Here is an 18427-nt window from a genome sequence, read left to right on the forward strand (position 1 = left end):
ATATTGGTCCAGGTTTGTGTTGTTGGATTATAAACCCAGGTTCCGTCCTCATTGGTTACAATAGTTATACCCTCTCCCGGTGCTCCTGGTTCGCCAGATCCTGGTGTTCCCGGTGTACCTGTTTGACCTGGCATACCTTCAACTCCTACGACTCCAGGTGCTCCATCTTGTCCCGCCGGTCCTTGTGGTCCCGCTGGTCCGTTGATATTGGTCCAGGTTTGTGTTGTTGGATTATAAACCCAGGTTCCGTCCTCATTGGTTACAATAGTTATACCCTCTCCCGGTGCTCCTGGTTCGCCTGATCCCGGTGTTCCTGGTGTACCTGTTTGACCCGGCATACCTTCAACCCCTACAACTCCTGCTGGTCCTTGTGGTCCTGCTGGTCCTGCTGGTCCGTTGATATTGGTCCAGGTTTGTGTTGTTGGATTATAAACCCAGGTTCCGTCCTCATTGGTAACGATAGTGATGCCTTCTCCCGGTGCTCCTGGTTCGCCAGATCCCGGGATTCCCGGTGTTCCCGACTGTCCCGGCATGCCTTCAACGCCTACGACTCCAGGTGCTCCATCCTGTCCGGCCGGTCCCTGTGGTCCCGCCGGTCCGTTGATGTTTGTCCATGTATTTGTGGTTGGGTTGTAGACCCACGTACCGTCCTCATTGGTTACGATAGTGATGCCTTCTCCCGGTGCTCCTGGTTCGCCTGATCCCGGTGTTCCCGGTGTACCTGTTTGACCCGGCATACCTTCAACCCCTACAACTCCTGGTGCTCCATCAGCTCCTGGTGCTCCATCAGCTCCTGCTGGTCCTTGTGGTCCTGCTGGTCCGTTGATATTGGTCCATGTATTGGTTGTTGGATTATAAACCCAGGTTCCGTCCTCATTGGTCACAATAGTGATGCCTTCTCCCGGTGCTCCTGGTTCGCCAGATCCCGGGATTCCCGGTGTACCCGACTGCCCAGGCATACCTTCAACTCCTACAACTCCTGCTGGTCCTTGTGGCCCTGCTGGTCCTGCTGGTCCGTTGATATTGGTCCAGGTTTGTGTTATTGGATTATAAACCCAGGTTCCGTCCTCATTGGTCACAATAGTGATGCCTTCTCCCGGTGCTCCTGGTTCGCCAGATCCCGGGATTCCCGGTGTTCCCGACTGTCCAGGCATACCCTCAACGCCTACGACTCCAGGTGCCCCATCTTGTCCCGCCGGTCCTTGTGGTCCTGCTGGTCCGTTGATGTTGGTCCAGGTTTGTGTTGTTGGATTATAAACCCAGGTTCCGTCCTCATTGGTTACGATAGTGATGCCTTCTCCTGGTGCTCCTGGTTCGCCAGATCCTGGTGTTCCCGGTGTACCTGTTTGACCTGGCATACCTTCAACTCCTACGACTCCTGCTGGTCCTTGTGGTCCTGCTGGTCCGTTGATATTGGTCCATGTATTGGTCGTTGGATTATAAACCCAGGTTCCATCTTCATTGGTCACGATAGTTATCCCTTCTCCTGGTGCTCCTGGTTCGCCAGATCCCGGAATTCCCGGTGTACCCGACTGCCCAGGCATACCTTCAACTCCTACAACTCCTGCTGGTCCTTGTGGCCCTGCTGGTCCGTTGATATTGGTCCAGGTTTGTGTTATTGGATTATAAACCCAGGTTCCGTCCTCATTGGTAACGATAGTGATGCCTTCTCCCGGTGCTCCTGGCTCGCCAGATCCCGGAATTCCCGGTGTACCCGACTGCCCAGGCATACCTTCAACTCCTACAACTCCTGCTGGTCCTTGTGGCCCTGCTGGTCCTGCTGGTCCGTTGATATTGGTCCAGGTTTGTGTTATTGGATTATAAACCCAGGTTCCGTCCTCATTGGTAACGATAGTGATGCCTTCTCCCGGTGCTCCTGGTTCGCCAGATCCCGGGATTCCCGGTGTACCCGACTGCCCAGGCATACCTTCAACTCCTACGACTCCAGGTGCTCCATCTTGTCCGGCCGGCCCCTGTGGTCCTGCTGGTCCGTTGATATTGGTCCAAGTTTGTGTTGTTGGATTATAAACCCAGGTTCCGTCCTCATTGGTAACGATAGTGATGCCTTCTCCCGGTGCTCCTGGTTCGCCAGATCCCGGAATTCCCGGTGTACCTGTTTGACCCGGCATACCTTCAACTCCTACGACTCCAGGTGCTCCATCTTGTCCTGCTGGTCCTTGTGGTCCTGCTGGTCCGTTGATATTGGTCCAGGTTTGTGTTATTGGATTATAAACCCAGGTTCCGTCCTCATTGGTCACAATAGTGATGCCTTCTCCCGGTGCTCCTGGTTCGCCAGATCCTGGTGTTCCCGGTGTACCCGACTGCCCAGGCATACCTTCAACTCCTACAACTCCTGCTGGTCCTTGTGGCCCTGCTGGTCCTGCTGGTCCGTTGATATTGGTCCAGGTTTGTGTTATTGGATTATAAACCCAAGTTCCGTCCTCATTGGTCACAATAGTGATGCCTTCTCCCGGTGCTCCTGGTTCGCCAGATCCCGGGATTCCCGGTGTTCCCGACTGTCCAGGCATACCCTCAACGCCTACGACTCCAGGTGCCCCATCTTGTCCCGCCGGTCCTTGTGGTCCTGCTGGTCCGTTGATGTTGGTCCAGGTCTGGGTTGTAGAGTTATACACCCAGGTACCGCTATCATTGTTTACTATCGTTACCCCTTCTCCTGGTCCGCCAACTTCTCCTGGAAGTCCTGGCGTACCGCTCTGGCCCGGCATGCCTTCAACGCCAACTTCGCCTGCAGGACCTTGTGGTCCCGCTGGTCCATCAGCACCCGCTGGTCCCTGTGGCCCTGCAGGTCCTTGACCCATATTAACTGTGACAGGTATTCCTGCCTCGTTTGTATAAGTAAATGTACCATTGCCATTATCAACTAATGTCGTAATGGTTTCATTGGCTTGAACTATTTCTTCAAAATTTATGATTTGAATGTTTCCATCATTATCTATATAGGTAAATTGGTTGGTTACCGGATTATAAATAACGTTGGCTTGTGAGGCTGCCAAATCTGATGAAACAACAATCCTGTTCCATCTGTCGTCAAACCAATAGTAATAGCCTGGTTTTATATCTGCAATTGTTGCTGTATTGAAAACCAATAAACTATTGATATTACCATTAGTAATTGTTGTGATATCCGTAGTACTGGTCAATGGAATCCTGGGAATAAGAATCCCTTTGTCTGCTGCAACAACTTCTAATTGTGATGAGCTGTTAGGCAAAGATGTACCAATACCCACTTGCCCATAGGCCCCATAAGCACCCAATACGAATAATAAGGGTAGAAATTTATTTTTCATCTCTGATTCTTTTTTTTTAAGTTAGATACTGTTTGATTCTTTTTGGAAATTCTTCTTCTTAAATCCCAAATTATTTGGAATCAATTTTTCATTTGCCTTGACCATACTCTTTTTAATTTTAATAAACACTTCTCAATTCTTGAAAAGCAATAATTATTCGTTATACATTCACTTAATCTCGTTTACATTTTCTAGGTTTTTAAAAAAAATCTAGAAATGCAATTTGATATTGTATTTAGGGATTGATTGTAATGTTACAAAAGTATGAGTGCAGTAGAACAAAAGGCAGATCTCATACACGCACATATACACGTGTAATAATTATTTACATAATACATTGTTTTACAGTTAGTTATATTTACTGTTTTTAAAAAATTAAAAACTTAAGGTTTTAATGATTCATTTAAAAAACAATAATTTAAGTACGTATGAGTAGCTCAAAAACTAAATAAAAACTTCAATTTAACAAATACGATGTAATTGTGTGATAAAACTACTATTGAAAAAGTTGATTTATCATCCATTTATTATACAGTAAAGAGCAGTTACAGGGCAAATTAAAAGGCACTTTAATTTTAAATGACGAAGATATTTTTCCAACCTGTCTTATACTGAAATAGGTTTACAGTTTTGATAAGAAAAAATCAAAATGAAAGAATTATTAAATCAGATTATAAAAGATAGGAATCAATCGGCAGAGAAGTTTAAAGAGAAAGTTGCTTTTGAATTTCTTTTCGAGGGTAAAGACCCAAAAGAAATTGTAGAAGCCTATCAGTTGGCTAGTGTTCACACGGTACAGATGTGGGTTTGCCAATATAAGAGTAAAATTAAAGAAGGATTAATAACTTTACCCATTATGACAGAACAAGAAAAGGAAACTTATCAGCTGTTCAATATTGTAGCTTTGATTATGTAAGAAATCTAAAAGAAAGCAATATTAAGATAAGTATGACTCAAAATGGTGACCCTTATGAAAATGCGATGGCAGAAAGAGTAAATGGAATTTTAAAGAATGAATTTAAGTTAAATCGTTTATTTAAAACCCAATATGAAGCTAGAATTGCAGTTGAAAATTCTATCAGTTCATATAATCAATACGGACCGCATATGAGTTATAGTTATTTAACACCAGTTCAAGCACATGACACAGATTTAGAGTTTGTTAAGCTGTGGAAACCAAAAAAACTAGATCATAAAAAAAGCAAATTCAACAAAAAAATGAATAAGCTTTTGAGACACTAAACAATAAAGATTAAAAAATAAAATAATTAAGATGAATAAATCACCTCCTTTTATTATTTGTATAATGGTAAACCAAAATCCGTATGATTTTGACCATAAAAAAACAACTCATAATTTTTAGTAAACTAAAAAACAGTATTAATCTAAAACTGTAAACTAAAACCAGTATGAGACAATCGTATAGTTATTTTAGGATGGGTCATACTCTCAAAATCCCTGTATTGGTTAGTTGTTCTTTTTATTCAGCTTCCTAAGGAATTCCCTGGTTTTCCTTCCTGATTCTTTCATATCCTTTGCCTTCCAATTGCCATTTGATGAGGCTGATGGAAGTAGAAAAGAACAGGTTTCGTCCTTGCTGGAAACCGACCACGTGATCCAGCTTAGTTTTTTAGATTCCATCCAATCTATGTATTCCTGCCAAGCTTTTATGTCTAGCTTACCGTCACCAGTGGCTTCTGTTCCTGCTGATTCTGAAATAAAGATGGGAAGTCCGTCGGCCATAGCTTGGTCTACTCTTTCGCGTAGCCATTTTTCGTGTGTTGCGGCATAAAAGTGCATGGTATACATCAGGTTTTTGTAACCTTTTATTGGATTCTTGGCTGGCAGATGAACATCCTGGTCCCAGCTTGGCGAACCTACAAGGATGATGTTATCGGGGTCGTTTTTTCGGATTTCTGCAATGATGATTTCTGAATAGGCTTTTACTTCTTCCCAGGATTGCTTTTCGGGTTCGTTGAAGATTTCATAGATTACGTTGGGATATTTTCCGTACTTCTTTGACATTTCTGCAAAAAAAGCTTTTGCTTCTTCCAGATGGATTTTATGGCTGTGCCAATCGATGATGACGTAGATGTCTTCTTTTATGGCGGCATCTACGACTGCTTCAAGTTTTGCTTTTGAATGTTTTGGGTTTTTCAAATAGCAATTTTCATCGGCATCGATTCCAATTGCTGCCCTAAGGACATTGACGTTCCAGTCCTTGTGGAGCCATTTTACGGTTTTCTTGTTGTAGAATTGTGGCCACCAATTGTGCCAGCCGAAACTAACGCCACGAAGTGAAATGGCTTCTCCATTCTTATCAACCAATTGTGTGCCTTCTACTCTTAATTGTCCGTGTTCCTTTACGAATTGGGCATTTGAGGCGATGGCAAAAAACAGCAATAGTAGTGTGATGATTACTTTCATGTGATAATTTTATTTGGGTTTTGGTGCAACTTGTGGAGTTTAGACCTAACAGGTTTTAAAAACCTGTTAGGTCTGGAAATCTTTGAATTTATTATAGACCTACAAGGTTTTGAAAACCTTGCAGGATGACAATCGAAAACCTGTTAGGTCTGGAAAATGGTTTGCCTTCTAGCCCTGATGGTGCCATTGTTTGAGCTCTTGTCTCGTTTTTAAGAACGAGACAAAGCGAGTGGCTCCAGCAGGAATAGGGATTCCCAAAATGCCCGAGCGATTCGCTTCTAATTATTTTGAAAGCTTTAGCACTACAACGTCGTGTGAACCGATTTCGGCTGTGAAGGCTTTTTTGGTTGTTCCGGTTTCCTTGTTTTTCCAGAGGTCCTTGATTTTGAAGGTTTGCTTTTGGAAATTGGCTTCGTGGTTGAAATCGGCATCCTTGATGGTGTGTTTCTTGAAATCGAAGTTGATTTTCTTGGTGATGTCGCTTCTATTTAGGAACGTTATTGCCCAATTGCCGTCGGAAAGTGGTTTTACCCAGGTTTCGATTCCGTCTTCGGATGAATATCGGAAGGCTTGGATGCCCAATTTGTCCTGATTGATGGCGATTATTTCCTTGTTGGTGAGGATGCTCAAGGTTTCTTTTGACATTTTGCGGAAGTCGTTTCCGGCGATGAGTGGCGAGGCTAGCATGGACCACATGGTGAAGTGCGATTTGTCTTCGGCAAAGGTCATTCCGTTTCCTACTTCGAGCATGTCGAAATCGTTCCAATGGTCGGGTCCAGAATATTTACGGATGTCTTTTCGTATTTCTACGATTTTCATGACACCCCAGGACGACCAGTTTTCGGGATGCTTGTGTTCACAATCGAAACACGGATAGATGTCGCCCGAAACCCTCCAGAGGTTTCCGATTGGCTCACCCCATTCCCAAGGTTGGTTGTCGCCCCATTCGCAAAGGCTGAAAACAATTGGTTTTCCGGCGGTTTTCAAGGCGTTGCTCATTGTGGCATAGGCTTCTTTGGCGGTAATTCCTTGGGTGTTGCACCAGTCGTATTTTAGGAAATCGATGTTTAGGCTTGCATAGAAACGGGCATCCTGGTATTCGTAGCCACGTGTTCCGGGATATCCTGCACAGGTTTTGGTTCCTGCACAATTGTATAATCCGAATTTTAATCCTTTTGAATGAACGTATTCGATAAGGGCTTTCATTCCGCTTGGGAATTTTTGCGGATCTGGTACTAGGTTTCCGTCCTTGTCGCGTTCGCGGGTCATCCAGCCGTCGTCCAGGACGATGTAGTTGTATCCTGCGGCAGCCATTCCGGAAGCTACCATGATGTCGGCGGTTTCTTTTACGAGTTTTTCGTCTATATGGGTTTCAAAGGTGTTCCAGCTGTTCCAACCCATTGGCGGCGTGTTGGCAAGGTCTTTGAATTTTCCTGTTTCTTGCTGATGTGTGTTTCCTTGGGCTGTTGCAAAAAAGGAAATGGCAAGGACTAAAAGGGTATAAATGTTTTTTTTCATGTTTTAAAATATAAAAAGAACCCTGAAAAAAATCAGGGTTCTGGAATCTAAACTAACTAAAACAAACTCTAAATTTAATCTACGGTGTAGGTTATATTATCAAAATAATAAACGTTTGCATTTCCAGTAAATTCCTGAAATGAAATATTTTGAAGTGCCTCTGGATTGCCCAGCTGAGCCCAAGTAAAGGTGTACTCTTTCCATTCTGTTGTGGTTTCAAACAAACGCGTTTCTCCCCAATCTCCGTTGAAAACAAATTTTAATTTGCCTGGTTCATCTGATCTTACTGCAAATTTAATCCCCGTATAATCGGAAAGCTGATCGTTCCAAGCCCAATCTCCTTGAATATTACCCCATCCGTCCATTCCTTTCTTGATGAAAACCAATCCTTGATTAGATTTTGTTCCGTCAGTAACAAACTCATGATTGTTCCAAGACGGTATTGTCCACGGGCTGTAGAAGACATCGTCAAAAATTGCGGTTCCAACAGCAGTGTTGTAAAGTGCTGTTCCAGAAATTGTAGATACAGAAACTTTTTTAAGTTGAGAACCTATAGGCAAAATTGCTTTTATTTCTGTTAAGGTACTAGATACAATAACTGCTTCAGCATCACCAACTTTAACCACTGGATCCAAGAAGAATGATCCATAAATGGTAATCTCTTCTCCATCTGCAGCATTAATTGGATTGAAACTGTGCATTCCAGGAGCTGGTGGAGCTACCACAAAATCAAAGACTGCAGTACCGTTTTTTGTAACCACTTTCAATTGGTCTGATGCATCAGCATAAGGCGTATTTCGATTAATCGTTACAAAAATTTCAGTATCTGTCACAAGAACAGGATTAAAAGAAGTATCAAAATCATTGAAATAGATTTTTTGCACAGTTGCAAAACCTTTACCTCTAATGATGTACATATTATCTGCAAATCCTACGGTTGTAGGTTCTAAATCAGTAGGATTACCTTCTTCGTCAAGAGAAGCAGTTACTGCTGTTATAACTGGAGAACCTGTTGAAGAGCTGCTGTCGTCCCCATTACAAGAGGACAATGAGAAAAAGGATAGCATTATTAGCAGTAAACTACCGATGCTGATTTTTTTAAAATTTTTCATATTATTCTAATGTTTTAAATTAATTGAAAGTATAAGGTACTGGAGGTTGTGTCAATAATGGATTTTTAGCCACATCGTTATCAGGATAAGGAAGCAGAAAATCTTTTTCTTCTGGTGTGAAGTATTGTGCATTATTTCTATCTCCTCTGTTTTGAGCTGCCATTATTGAAATTGCCTGGGATCTTGGAATCCTTCCTAAATCAAACCAATAATCTCCTTCGAAGCAAAGCTCTAATCTTCTTTCTTTGAAGATGTCATCAAAAGTAATGGTTGTTAAATTGGCTAGTCCTGCTCTATTTCTTACTGCATTGATAGAAGCCAAAGCACCAGCATCTGAAGTACTTGCTCCACCGGCTAGAATAGCTTCGGCATGAATAAGCAATAAATCTGCATAACGCATGATGTAGGTATTATTGTCCATCATTGCCCAAGCATCAACTGGTCCTGTTACAGATCCATTCACGATACCTATACAATATTTTTTGATTGCCGCTCCAGCTCCTTGACCACCTATGTCGTCTGCACTTGGAACTATAAGTGTTCCAGAGGGAGTTACTTTTACGTTTGGATAAACATCTCCAGGAAGCATAATGGTTTCTTTTCTCCTTACATCTGATGCAGAATAAGCAGTGATTATATCTTGTGAAGGAGCAAAAACGCCTCCATATGAAGCATTTGAAGTTGAAACTTCTGCCGTACTGATACCAAACTGTGTGTTGCAATTGTTTGCTGAACCATAATTTCCGTCGCCTCTCCATTGCAAAGCAAAAATAGATTCTTCGTTATTATTGTGAGCATAGGTAAACAAATCTCCAAAAGTTTTGCTTGGCAATTGATCGCCACCTAGCAATTTGAATTCTCCGCTATTGATTACTTCTTCGGCCATGATTCTTGCATTCGTGTAATCCTTTTTGTATAGATAGACTTTTGCAAGCATAGCTTTGGCTGAACCTTTAGAAACATGACCATTTTGAGCATAATTTGCTGTTCTGGTTTTTTCGTACAATTTTTCAATTGCCACTTTGTAATCCATTTCAATAAAAGTATAGATGTCTTCTACTCTATTGGTATTGATGTTTGGTGTGGTTGTAAAATTCAAATTGTTTTCAATAATTGGCACAGGACCCCATAATCTAACCAAATAGAAATAAGCTGTTGCTCTCATAAAATAGGCTTCACCTATTGTGTTTTGCAATACTTCATCAGTTACTGCTGGACCTACCCTTGCCTCTAAAAAGTTAATAATAGCATTAGACTGAGCAACATTTGCCCATAAAGAACTCCATCCGTTAACCAGTTCAGGGTCACTCCCGTTCAAGGAAAAATTTCGCATTGCATTTACATCTGGAGATCCTGTGTACATATTTCCTGATCCAACTTCGGCTACAGCCCAGAAAAATTTATTTTCAAACTGGAACCAAGTTCTGCTGTACATTCCGTTTGTTGCAGAAGCAACCTGCTCATCAGAGCTGTAATAATCATCTAAACTAATCGCATCTTCTGGAGCACGATCGGTAAAGTCATCCTGACATGAGCCAAGAGCCAAAAATATAATTGCTATGGCAAACCATTTATATGTTGTAAAAAAGCTTTTCATTTTCATTTTTTTTATTTTTAAAATTCGATGTTAACTCCAAAAGAATAGGTTCTAGGAGATGGGTATCTTCCGTTGTCAATTCCTGAAAGAAGTACGTTTTGATTGAATGAACCAATTTCTGGATCATAACCGCTGTAATCTGTAAAAGTATAAAGGTTTTGAACGCTTCCGTAAACTCTTACTCTTGACATTTTTACTTTAGTCAAAAGATCTTGTGGCAAAGAGAAACCTAATGTTATATTTTGAATTCTAAGATAGGAACCGTCCTCTACATAGCGATCCGACATAAACAAGTTCGTATTGCTTTCCGAATTTATTGGTCTTGGAATATTGGTATTTGTGTTTTCTGGAGTCCAGAAATTTGCAGCTTCAACCAATTGATTTTGTGAAAGAATCGCATTAGTTGTTCCAGATCGTCTAGTCAAATTCAACACATCATTTCCATAAGATCCCTGTAAGAATAAGGACAAATCAAAGTTTTTGTATTTGAAATTATTTGTGAAACCGAATGTAAAATCGGGATGAGGGTTTCCAATAAAGGTTCTATCGTCTGTATTCACAACTCCATCACCGTTTACATCTTTATATTTCACATCTCCCAAATAGGTTTGTCCTGGAGCAGTTCCTACGGTTTGACCGAATTGAAGTGGAGCATTGTTTAAAGCATCCAAATCATTGAAGATTCCTTCCGTTATATAACCATAAAACATTCCGATTGGTTGTCCAACTACTGTATTTGTAGCCACAACTGGTTGATATCCGTTGGTGTTTACCTCTTGAGTTAATGGAAGACCGTCTTGAATTGACAATAATTCATTTTTATAGTGAGAAATTATCAAAGATGAATTCCATGAGAAATTTCCACTTCCTTTTGTGGTATAACCGATGGTTAAGTCAAGTCCTTTGTTTTGCATTTCTCCAAGGTTTGAAAATGGAGCAGAAATTCCACCATATTGACCTCCTCCACCTGTTAGATAAAGAGGTAATGGAACTTGAAACAAGAAACCACTTGATTTTTTATTATATACATCTGCAGTGAAAGACAATCTTGAGTCAAGCAAAGTAAAGTCAAGACCAAAATTGGTTTGGTTCAAAGATTCCCATGTTAAATTTGGATTTGGGAAATTTGAAGGAAGGAAACCGGCTCCTAATCCTGAATTTTGTTGTTGCAATATGGCACTATATCTATTATTTTCTATTTGTTGATTTCCAGTTTCACCATATCCAATTCTAAATTTAATGTTGTCAATATAGGCTCTTGTGCCTTCCATGAAACTTTCGTTAGATAATTTCCATGAAGCTGTTGCAGCACTAAAAGTTCCTTTTTGATTTTCAGTTGTTGGGTCAAACTTTGAAGAAATATCCATACGAGTTGAAGCAGATATTCCGTAACGGTTGTTGAAATCATAAATAATACGGCCAAAGTAAGATGAGATAGATTGACTTCCTTTGTAGCTAGTAACGGTTCTATTTTCAGGATCCGACAAGTTAAGCCCATAAATATCATTGGTTTGAAAACCGCTTGCAGTTGCAAGAATACCTTCCCAGTGACTATCATTTGCCTCTTGACCTGCAAGAATAGTGAATTTATGATCGCTCAATGCAAAATCGTAAGTCAATAAATTTTTAATGTTTGTTGAATACCAATTTTGTCTTCTTTCATTCAAATCGGCAGTAACATTTTTTTGAGTTCCCCTATCATAAGAAGGTGAAAATTCTGTGTTTTCAGAAAATTCCGTATTGGCTCCAATTTCCACTCTATACTTTAGCCCTTTAAAAATACTTGCTTCAGCATAAAGATTTCCCAAGAAGTTTTTTCTAACCAATTTATTGTCTTTAGTCAAGGCCTCTGCAACTGGATTAAAGTAAGTCACATAAGGAGAACCTGTTGGAGGTGATGCAAAACTTCCGTCCAGATTTCTAACCGGGATATCTGGAGCCTGCAATAAAGTGTTGCTAATCAAACCACCATAACTCTGATTGATGGTAATGGTTTCATTTGTAATACCTGTATTAAGTGTAGTTCCAACTCTCAACCATTCTTTTACTTTTGCATCTACATTAGCACGCATTGTATATCTTTTGTATCCTGAACCAAGCAAAATTCCCTCTTGATCCAAAAATCCTCCTGACAAATAATAATTTACACCTTCTTTAGCACCTGAAAAAGCAATCTGGTGGCTTTTTGCCATTGCAGTTCTATAAACTTCATCTTGCCAATCTGTTCCTTTTCCTAAAAGTTCCGGATGGGCTAATTCTGGCCTTGCTTCCATTCCATAAAGTTCAGCTAGCTTATTTTGGTGGGTTGCAAATTGCTGTAAATTTAAAACATCTAAAGATTTATAGATCGATTGTACGGAAGTATAACCCTCGTAAGTTATCTTTCCTGAACCTTTCTTTCCTGATTTTGTTGTAATGATGATTACACCATTCGCTCCACGAGATCCATATATAGCTGTTGCAGATGCATCTTTTAGGATATCCATAGATTCAATATCATTTGGATTGATCATTGATAATGGACTAACTGCATTATTACCAGCGCCACCATTAGCAGAAAAATCACTACCTGAAATTGGTCTTCCGCTTGTAGCTCTTCCCGTTGCATCGCCAGAAACCGGAACACCATCAATAATATAAAGTGGCTCGTTTGTTCCTGATATTGAAGTTGTACCCCTTATTTTTATAGATACCGCAGAGCCCGGTTGTCCTGAATTATTGGTTACAGTAACCCCGGCCGCTTTACCTTGAAGCATTTGGTCGATATTGGTTTGCTTTAGATTTTCGATATCAGAAGCCTTGATAGAAGAAATAGCCGAATTTACATCGCCTCTTTTTTGAGTTCCATATCCAATAACGACAACTTCATTCAAATCCTCAACATTTTCCTTCATTACCACATTTAGTTTCGTTTTACCGTTGATAGCAACATTTTGCGAGGTAAAACCAATGAAACTAAAAGAAAGTGTACCGTTTGATGGTGCATCGATACTGTAAACTCCATCAAGATCTGTAGTTACAACATTTTCTCCGCCAACAACCGAAACAGTAACACCCGGAAGCGTCAGTCCGTTTTGATCCGAAACAACACCTTCCACCTTTGTTTGAGCAATAATAATATTACTGCAGAGTAATAAAAACAACATTAACGAAACCGAACGCTGTCCGACTTTCCAATGAAGTAAATGAAACAATAATTTTTTCATAATAATGGTTAGTTAAATAAAAAGTTAGTTAATTCTTTTAGATACAAATCAGTAGATTTTTGAAGTTTGAGTAAGCCATGATTTATATTTAACAAATCTATAACACAGCTTAACATCAAATTAATAGTATTATATCATTTAATGATAATATTTTTACTTTATAACGATTGCGTATCAGAAATATACAATTATAGCATCCTATAATTAAAGTATCCTTAAATTATAGCTGCTAAAATTGCGATAATAGAAATTTTATAATTGATAATATCTTGTAATTAAAACGTTTTCGTGGGGTATTGCTTTAATTTTTAAATTATTAGAACGTCTTTACAAGATTCTTTTCAGACCAGAAAAATCTTCTCGGTATTCGCTTGGAGTACATTTTTTTATAGTCTTGAAATTTCGATTGAAATTCGCGATATTATTGAAGCCCGACTTGAAGGCGATTTCAGAAATACTTAAATCCTTTTCTACCAACCATCTGGCGGCATATCCAATTCGGATATCATTCAGATAATTTACAAATGTCTTTCCTGTGCGTTTTTTTATGAATCTATTGAAGGAAATACTACTCATGCTTGCCACATTTGACACGTCGTCTAATGTTATTTTTTCAGAAAAGTTCTTCTGAACGTATTCATAAACAAGTTTCATCTTGTCATAATCGTCAAAAGTGTCATAATCTACCGTAAAAGTAGAGAGCAATCTTTGGTTCCTGGAATTGGCCAGATCATATAGAATGGAAATAATTTCAAGGAAATAATCCATTCCGTCAAGTTTGGAAATTTTCACCAACCTTGGGGTTAATTCCTGTGCCACTTTCTTGGAGAACAAAATGCCATGGATCGATCGGTTGAACATATCTTTTATAGGCGTCATGATTCTTCTCGACAAAAACGAATCATGAAACAAATCGTTGTGAAACTGGATAGTTATCTCATGGATTTGCTTGCTGGTGCATTTGTTCAATTCCCATCCGTGGTATAAATTTGGCCCAACAAGAACAAGCTCAACATCATCAATTTCTTCAATATTATCACCCACAACCCTTTTCACTCCTTTTCCATTCAAGATAAAATTGATCTCAAATTCAGGATGATAATGCACCGGAAAATCAAAACTGTCCTTGATTCTATCAAAAACTAAAAAACTATCTCCCGAGGAAAGCGGGGCTATTTCTCTGTAAAAATTTTTAAGGTTGCTCATGAGTGTAAATTTGTTTGCAATAATATGATATATAATTGATAAAATAATATTAATTCAAAGATAGGCTTCCAATTATCTTTGAAATGTTGAATTATTGAATTCTCAAAAATAATATTTAGAATAAACATTAATCGCCTTTAAAGTATCGAATATTTAAATTTTGCTAAAAAATAATAGAAAAATATTCCTTTTTTCTTTATTAATATTTGATTCAAAACTGCCTTTTAAACAGTAATTTAGCTTCAAAATCAAAAAACAACTTCATGCAGAAATTTATTCTTTTCCTTTGTATATATGCCTCGATTGGCGTTTCGTGTTCATCAAAAGCACAGATTCATCAAAAAGAAGTAAAGCTTGCTGATAAAAATGCAACACCCGAAACCAAAATCCTATACCAGAACCTGATAAAATTAACCAACAAGGGAATCATGTTTGGTCATCAGGACGATTTGGCTTATGGTGTGAATTGGAAATACGAAGATGGAAGAAGTGATGTGAAAGATGTCGCAGGCGATTTTCCCGCAGTTTACGGTTGGGATATTGGCGGATTGGAAAAAAAATCTCCAAAAAACATCGACGGCGTTCCGTTTGAAAAAATGCAACTGTACATCAAGGAAGTCCACAAACGTGGCGGTATCAATACCATCAGCTGGCACATAAATAATCCTCTGAACGACAAGGATTCCTGGGACATCACTCCAAAATCTATAGCTTCGGCTTTGCCAGGTGGTGTCAGTCATGAAAAATACAAACTTTGGCTGGACGAAGCGGTTACTTTCTTGCTTTCGTTAAAAGACGAAAAAGGAAAGGCAATTCCAATCCTTTATCGTCCGTATCATGAACTTACAGGAAACTGGTTCTGGTGGTGCAAAAACAACGGAACACCTCAAGAATTTACAACTTTATGGAAATTTACCCTGAATTATTTTCAAGAAAAAGGAGTGCATAATTTGATTTATGTTTACAATACTGCCGATTTTAAATCAAGGGAAGAATTTTTAGAATATTATCCGGGAAGCGATTATGCAGATGTCTTAAGCTTCGACAAATACCAATACGACGATCCTCAAACCAGCAATTCATTTGTAGAAAATTGCCAAAGACAATTCGGCATTATGGATCAGGTTGCGAAAGAGCAAAACAAGATGATGGCTTTCGCCGAAACAGGATACGAGCAAATTCCCTACTCAAAATGGTGGACAGACACCTTAATGAAAGCGATGGGCGGCTATAAAATTTCCTATGTGCTTTTATGGAGAAACCACGGTTGGCAGGAAAAGGAACAAAAAATGCACTATTATGCTCCCTATAAAGATCATCCAACTTCAAAAGATTTTTTAGACTTTTACAATCTCGATAAAATCCTTTTTGAAAAAGATATAGCAAAGGAAAAACTGTATAAAAAATAAACCAAAACCAACCTTAACAAAAAAATAAACGCATGCAAGACAAAATCAGCTGGAAAGAAAAAGCAGGCTACGGACTGGGAGATGCCGCTTCCTCAATGTTTTGGAAAATATTCAGTATGTACCTGATGTTTTTCTATACCGATGTATTCGGATTGGCTCCAGCCGTTGTAGGAACTATGTTTTTGATCACCCGAATTTGGGATTCATGCTTTGACCCGATTGTTGGAATTATTGCCGACAGAACACGAACCAAGTGGGGAAAATTCAGACCTTATTTGTTCTGGGTTGCCATTCCATTTGCCGTAATCGGAATCATGACGTTCTATACACCTGATTTTGATGAAAAAGGAAAAATCATCTATGCCTATATCACCTATTCCTTGATGATGATGGTGTATTCATTAATCAACGTTCCTTATGCTTCTTTACTTGGCGTTATGTCATCCGACAGGAAAGAAAGAACCACACTTTCCTCCTACCGTATGGTTTTTGCCTTTGGCGGAAGCTTGCTAGCCTTGTGGTTGTTGGAGCCTCTGGTTTTATATTTCGGCGGAAACCTAAATTCAAAAGAAGGATGGTTCTATACGATAATCGTCTTCGGAATTATCACAACAGCCTTTTTCTGGGGATGTTTCTGGCTTACGAAAGAACGGGTAAAACCAATTGCTGATGAAGAATCAAACTTGAAGGAAGACTTGAATGACCTCTGGAAAAATAAACCGTGGTGGATTTTACTTGGTGCTGGAGTTGGTGCCTTGATTTTCAATTCCATCCGTGACGGTGCTGCTGTTTACTATTTTAAATATTACGTGAGCAGTGCTGCAAACTACAGCTTCGACCTTTTTGGAGAAAATTTTGCCATGACGCCAACTTCTATTTATTTAGTTTTGGGTCAGGCGGCAAATATCATCGGAGTAATCATCGCCACTCCAATTGCCAACAGAATTGGTAAAAAGAAAACTTTTTTTGGAGCTATGGCAATGGCGGCAATCTTGAGTGTTATTTTCTATTTCTTCGGAAAAGAAGATGTGCTTTTGATTATGCTTTTCCAAGTATTAATCAGTATTTGTGCAGGATGTATCTTCCCGTTAATCTGGTCGATGTATGCCGATAGTGCTGATTATTCGGAGTGGAAACAAGGCCGAAGAGCAACTGGATTGGTGTTTTCTGCTTCATCCATGTCGCAAAAATTAGGATGGACAATCGGTGGTGCTGCAACGGGATGGCTTTTGGGCTATTATGGTTTCCAAGCCAATATCGAACAAAATGCTGTTACCCAAAACGGAATTACTATGATGCTGAGCATACTTCCAGCCATTGCAGCGGTAGTTTCCGTAGTATTCATACTTTTTTATCCGTTGACGGAAGAAAAACTACAAACCATTGAACAAGACCTCGAAAATAAAAGAAACTTAACAAATTAATACCCGATTAGAACTTACGCTTTATGACGACAATACAAATGACAACAGTATTTCAAGAAAGAAAAAATGCACTTGAGAAAGAACACCAACTTTTGATTGAGCAAAAAAATGAACCAAAACCTGTAGCTGGAAACGGAATCTACAACCGTTACATCAATCCGGTTGTGACGGCCGCTCATACTCCGCTGGAATGGCGTTTTGATTTTAATGAAAAAACAAATCCGTTTCTTCAGGAAAGAATCGCTATCAACGCCGCTTTCAATGCTGGTGCGATGAAATGGAACGGAAAATACATCCTTGCCGTTCGTGTGGAAGGTGTCGACAGGAAATCATTTTTTGCTATTGCAGAAAGCCCAAACGGAGTTGACAATTTCAAATTCTGGGAAAAGCCCTGTCTGATTCCGCAAACAGAAGAACCTGATACCAACGTTTACGACATGCGTTTGGTGCAGCACGAAGACGGCTGGATCTACGGTATTTTCTGTACCGAAAGAAAAGATCCCAAAGCACCAAAAGGCGATACAAGTTCGGCTATTGCCAATGCAGGAATCGTGAGAACAAAAGATTTGATCAATTGGGAAAGATTGCCTGATTTGATCTCCAATACAGGACAACAAAGAAATGTAGTTTTGCATCCTGAATTTGTTGATGGAAAATATGCACTTTACACGCGTCCTCAAGATGGGTTTATCGATGTCGGAAATGGCGGAGGAATTGGTCTTGGTTACATTGATAACATGAACAATCCCGTTGTAAATGAGGAAAAAATCATCTTCGGAAAAGTATATCACACCATTTATGAATTGAAAAACGGACTTGGTCCAGCTCCAATCAAAACCGAAAAAGGTTGGTTGCATTTGGCCCACGGAGTTCGAAACACGGCTGCAGGATTGCGCTACACCTGCTACATGTTTATGACGGATTTGCATGATATTTCTAAAGTGACACACGTTCCTGCTGGACACTTTTTGGCTCCAGAAAATGAGGAAAGAGTTGGCGATGTTTCAAATGTATTGTTTACAAACGGATGGATTGAAGATGAAGACGGAACGGTTTTCATTTATTATGCTTCTTCTGATACTAGAATGCATGTGGCGGTTTCTTCTGTAGAAAAATTGATTGATTATGTGATGAATGCTCCACAGGACACCTTTACTTCTGCTGGTTCTGTAAATACAATCATCAAACAAGTAGATAACAATAAGCAACTTTAATAGTTA

General features: G+C 39.7%; 12 protein-coding genes. 5 read left to right on the forward strand and 7 right to left on the reverse strand.

What is annotated here, in order from left to right:
• A partial coding sequence (locus tag J2X31_RS13655) for a phage tail-like protein (RefSeq protein ID WP_310027379.1) occupies positions 1-3308 on the reverse strand: 3308 nt, incomplete at its 3' end.
• Between the two features lie 649 nt (positions 3309-3957).
• Here J2X31_RS13655 and J2X31_RS13660 point away from each other — a divergent pair.
• The gene (locus J2X31_RS13660; RefSeq protein ID WP_310027380.1) at positions 3958-4224 is read left to right on the forward strand and encodes a hypothetical protein; all 267 of its coding nucleotides are present in this window, start codon (positions 3958-3960) and stop codon (positions 4222-4224) included.
• A 26-nt stretch (positions 4225-4250) separates the two neighbouring features.
• Positions 4251-4550 carry an integrase core domain-containing protein gene (locus tag J2X31_RS13665; protein ID WP_310027545.1) on the forward strand — a complete coding sequence of 100 codons (300 nt, stop codon included), beginning with the start codon at positions 4251-4253 and terminating at the stop codon, positions 4548-4550.
• 225 nt (positions 4551-4775) lie between these two features.
• Here J2X31_RS13665 and J2X31_RS13670 read toward each other — a convergent pair whose 3' ends face one another.
• From J2X31_RS13670 to J2X31_RS13695, 6 genes are all read right to left on the reverse strand, one after another.
• Positions 4776-5735, reverse strand: a complete 960-nt coding sequence (locus J2X31_RS13670) for a glycoside hydrolase family 5 protein (protein ID WP_310027381.1) — start codon at positions 5733-5735, stop codon at positions 4776-4778.
• A 282-nt stretch (positions 5736-6017) separates the two neighbouring features.
• A complete protein-coding gene (locus J2X31_RS13675; RefSeq protein WP_310027382.1) occupies positions 6018-7253 on the reverse strand; it encodes a glycoside hydrolase family 27 protein in 1236 nt (411 codons plus the stop codon).
• A gap of 74 nt (positions 7254-7327) precedes the next feature.
• Positions 7328-8365, reverse strand: a complete 1038-nt coding sequence (locus J2X31_RS13680; protein ID WP_310027383.1) for an IPT/TIG domain-containing protein — start codon at positions 8363-8365, stop codon at positions 7328-7330.
• Between the two features lie 19 nt (positions 8366-8384).
• Entirely contained in the window at positions 8385-9962 is a 1578-nt protein-coding gene (locus J2X31_RS13685) for a RagB/SusD family nutrient uptake outer membrane protein (protein ID WP_310027384.1), read from the reverse strand.
• A 17-nt stretch (positions 9963-9979) separates the two neighbouring features.
• On the reverse strand, positions 9980-13168 hold the full coding sequence (locus J2X31_RS13690) for a SusC/RagA family TonB-linked outer membrane protein (protein WP_310027385.1): 3189 nt from the start codon (positions 13166-13168) through the stop codon (positions 9980-9982).
• Positions 13169-13495: 327 nt separating this feature from the next.
• Positions 13496-14374 (reverse strand): helix-turn-helix domain-containing protein, encoded by an 879-nt coding sequence (locus J2X31_RS13695; RefSeq protein WP_310027386.1) that lies wholly within the window; start codon positions 14372-14374, stop codon positions 13496-13498.
• Positions 14375-14637: 263 nt separating this feature from the next.
• Here J2X31_RS13695 and J2X31_RS13700 point away from each other — a divergent pair, with 263 nt between their 5' ends.
• The 3 genes from J2X31_RS13700 to J2X31_RS13710 are packed head-to-tail and all read left to right on the forward strand — an operon-like array spanning position 14638 to position 18421.
• On the forward strand, positions 14638-15783 hold the full coding sequence (locus tag J2X31_RS13700) for a glycoside hydrolase family 26 protein (RefSeq protein WP_310027387.1): 1146 nt from the start codon (positions 14638-14640) through the stop codon (positions 15781-15783).
• 32 nt (positions 15784-15815) lie between these two features.
• Positions 15816-17207: an MFS transporter gene (locus J2X31_RS13705; RefSeq protein ID WP_310027388.1), complete on the forward strand. Its 1392-nt coding sequence runs from the start codon at positions 15816-15818 to the stop codon at positions 17205-17207.
• A gap of 23 nt (positions 17208-17230) precedes the next feature.
• On the forward strand, positions 17231-18421 hold the full coding sequence (locus J2X31_RS13710; RefSeq protein ID WP_310027389.1) for a glycoside hydrolase family 130 protein: 1191 nt from the start codon (positions 17231-17233) through the stop codon (positions 18419-18421).
• The last annotated feature ends 6 nt before the right edge of the window (positions 18422-18427 follow it).

This window comes from Flavobacterium arsenatis, from assembly GCF_031456785.1.
Taxonomy (GTDB): Bacteria; Bacteroidota; Bacteroidia; order Flavobacteriales; family Flavobacteriaceae; genus Flavobacterium; species Flavobacterium arsenatis.

Excerpts from the sequence above, each read along its gene's own strand:
- J2X31_RS13670 (WP_310027381.1), bottom strand. The coding sequence starts at position 5,735 with ATGAAAGTAATCATCACACTACTATTGCTGTTTTTTGCCATCGCCTCA.
- J2X31_RS13660 (WP_310027380.1), top strand. The coding sequence starts at position 3,958 with ATGAAAGAATTATTAAATCAGATTATAAAAGATAGGAATCAATCGGCA.
- J2X31_RS13705 (WP_310027388.1), top strand. The coding sequence starts at position 15,816 with ATGCAAGACAAAATCAGCTGGAAAGAAAAAGCAGGCTACGGACTGGGA.
- J2X31_RS13675 (WP_310027382.1), bottom strand. The coding sequence starts at position 7,253 with ATGAAAAAAAACATTTATACCCTTTTAGTCCTTGCCATTTCCTTTTTT.
- J2X31_RS13695 (WP_310027386.1), bottom strand. The coding sequence starts at position 14,374 with ATGAGCAACCTTAAAAATTTTTACAGAGAAATAGCCCCGCTTTCCTCG.
- J2X31_RS13690 (WP_310027385.1), bottom strand. The coding sequence starts at position 13,168 with ATGAAAAAATTATTGTTTCATTTACTTCATTGGAAAGTCGGACAGCGT.
- J2X31_RS13685 (WP_310027384.1), bottom strand. The coding sequence starts at position 9,962 with ATGAAAAGCTTTTTTACAACATATAAATGGTTTGCCATAGCAATTATA.
- J2X31_RS13710 (WP_310027389.1), top strand. The coding sequence starts at position 17,231 with ATGACGACAATACAAATGACAACAGTATTTCAAGAAAGAAAAAATGCA.
- J2X31_RS13680 (WP_310027383.1), bottom strand. The coding sequence starts at position 8,365 with ATGAAAAATTTTAAAAAAATCAGCATCGGTAGTTTACTGCTAATAATG.
- J2X31_RS13700 (WP_310027387.1), top strand. The coding sequence starts at position 14,638 with ATGCAGAAATTTATTCTTTTCCTTTGTATATATGCCTCGATTGGCGTT.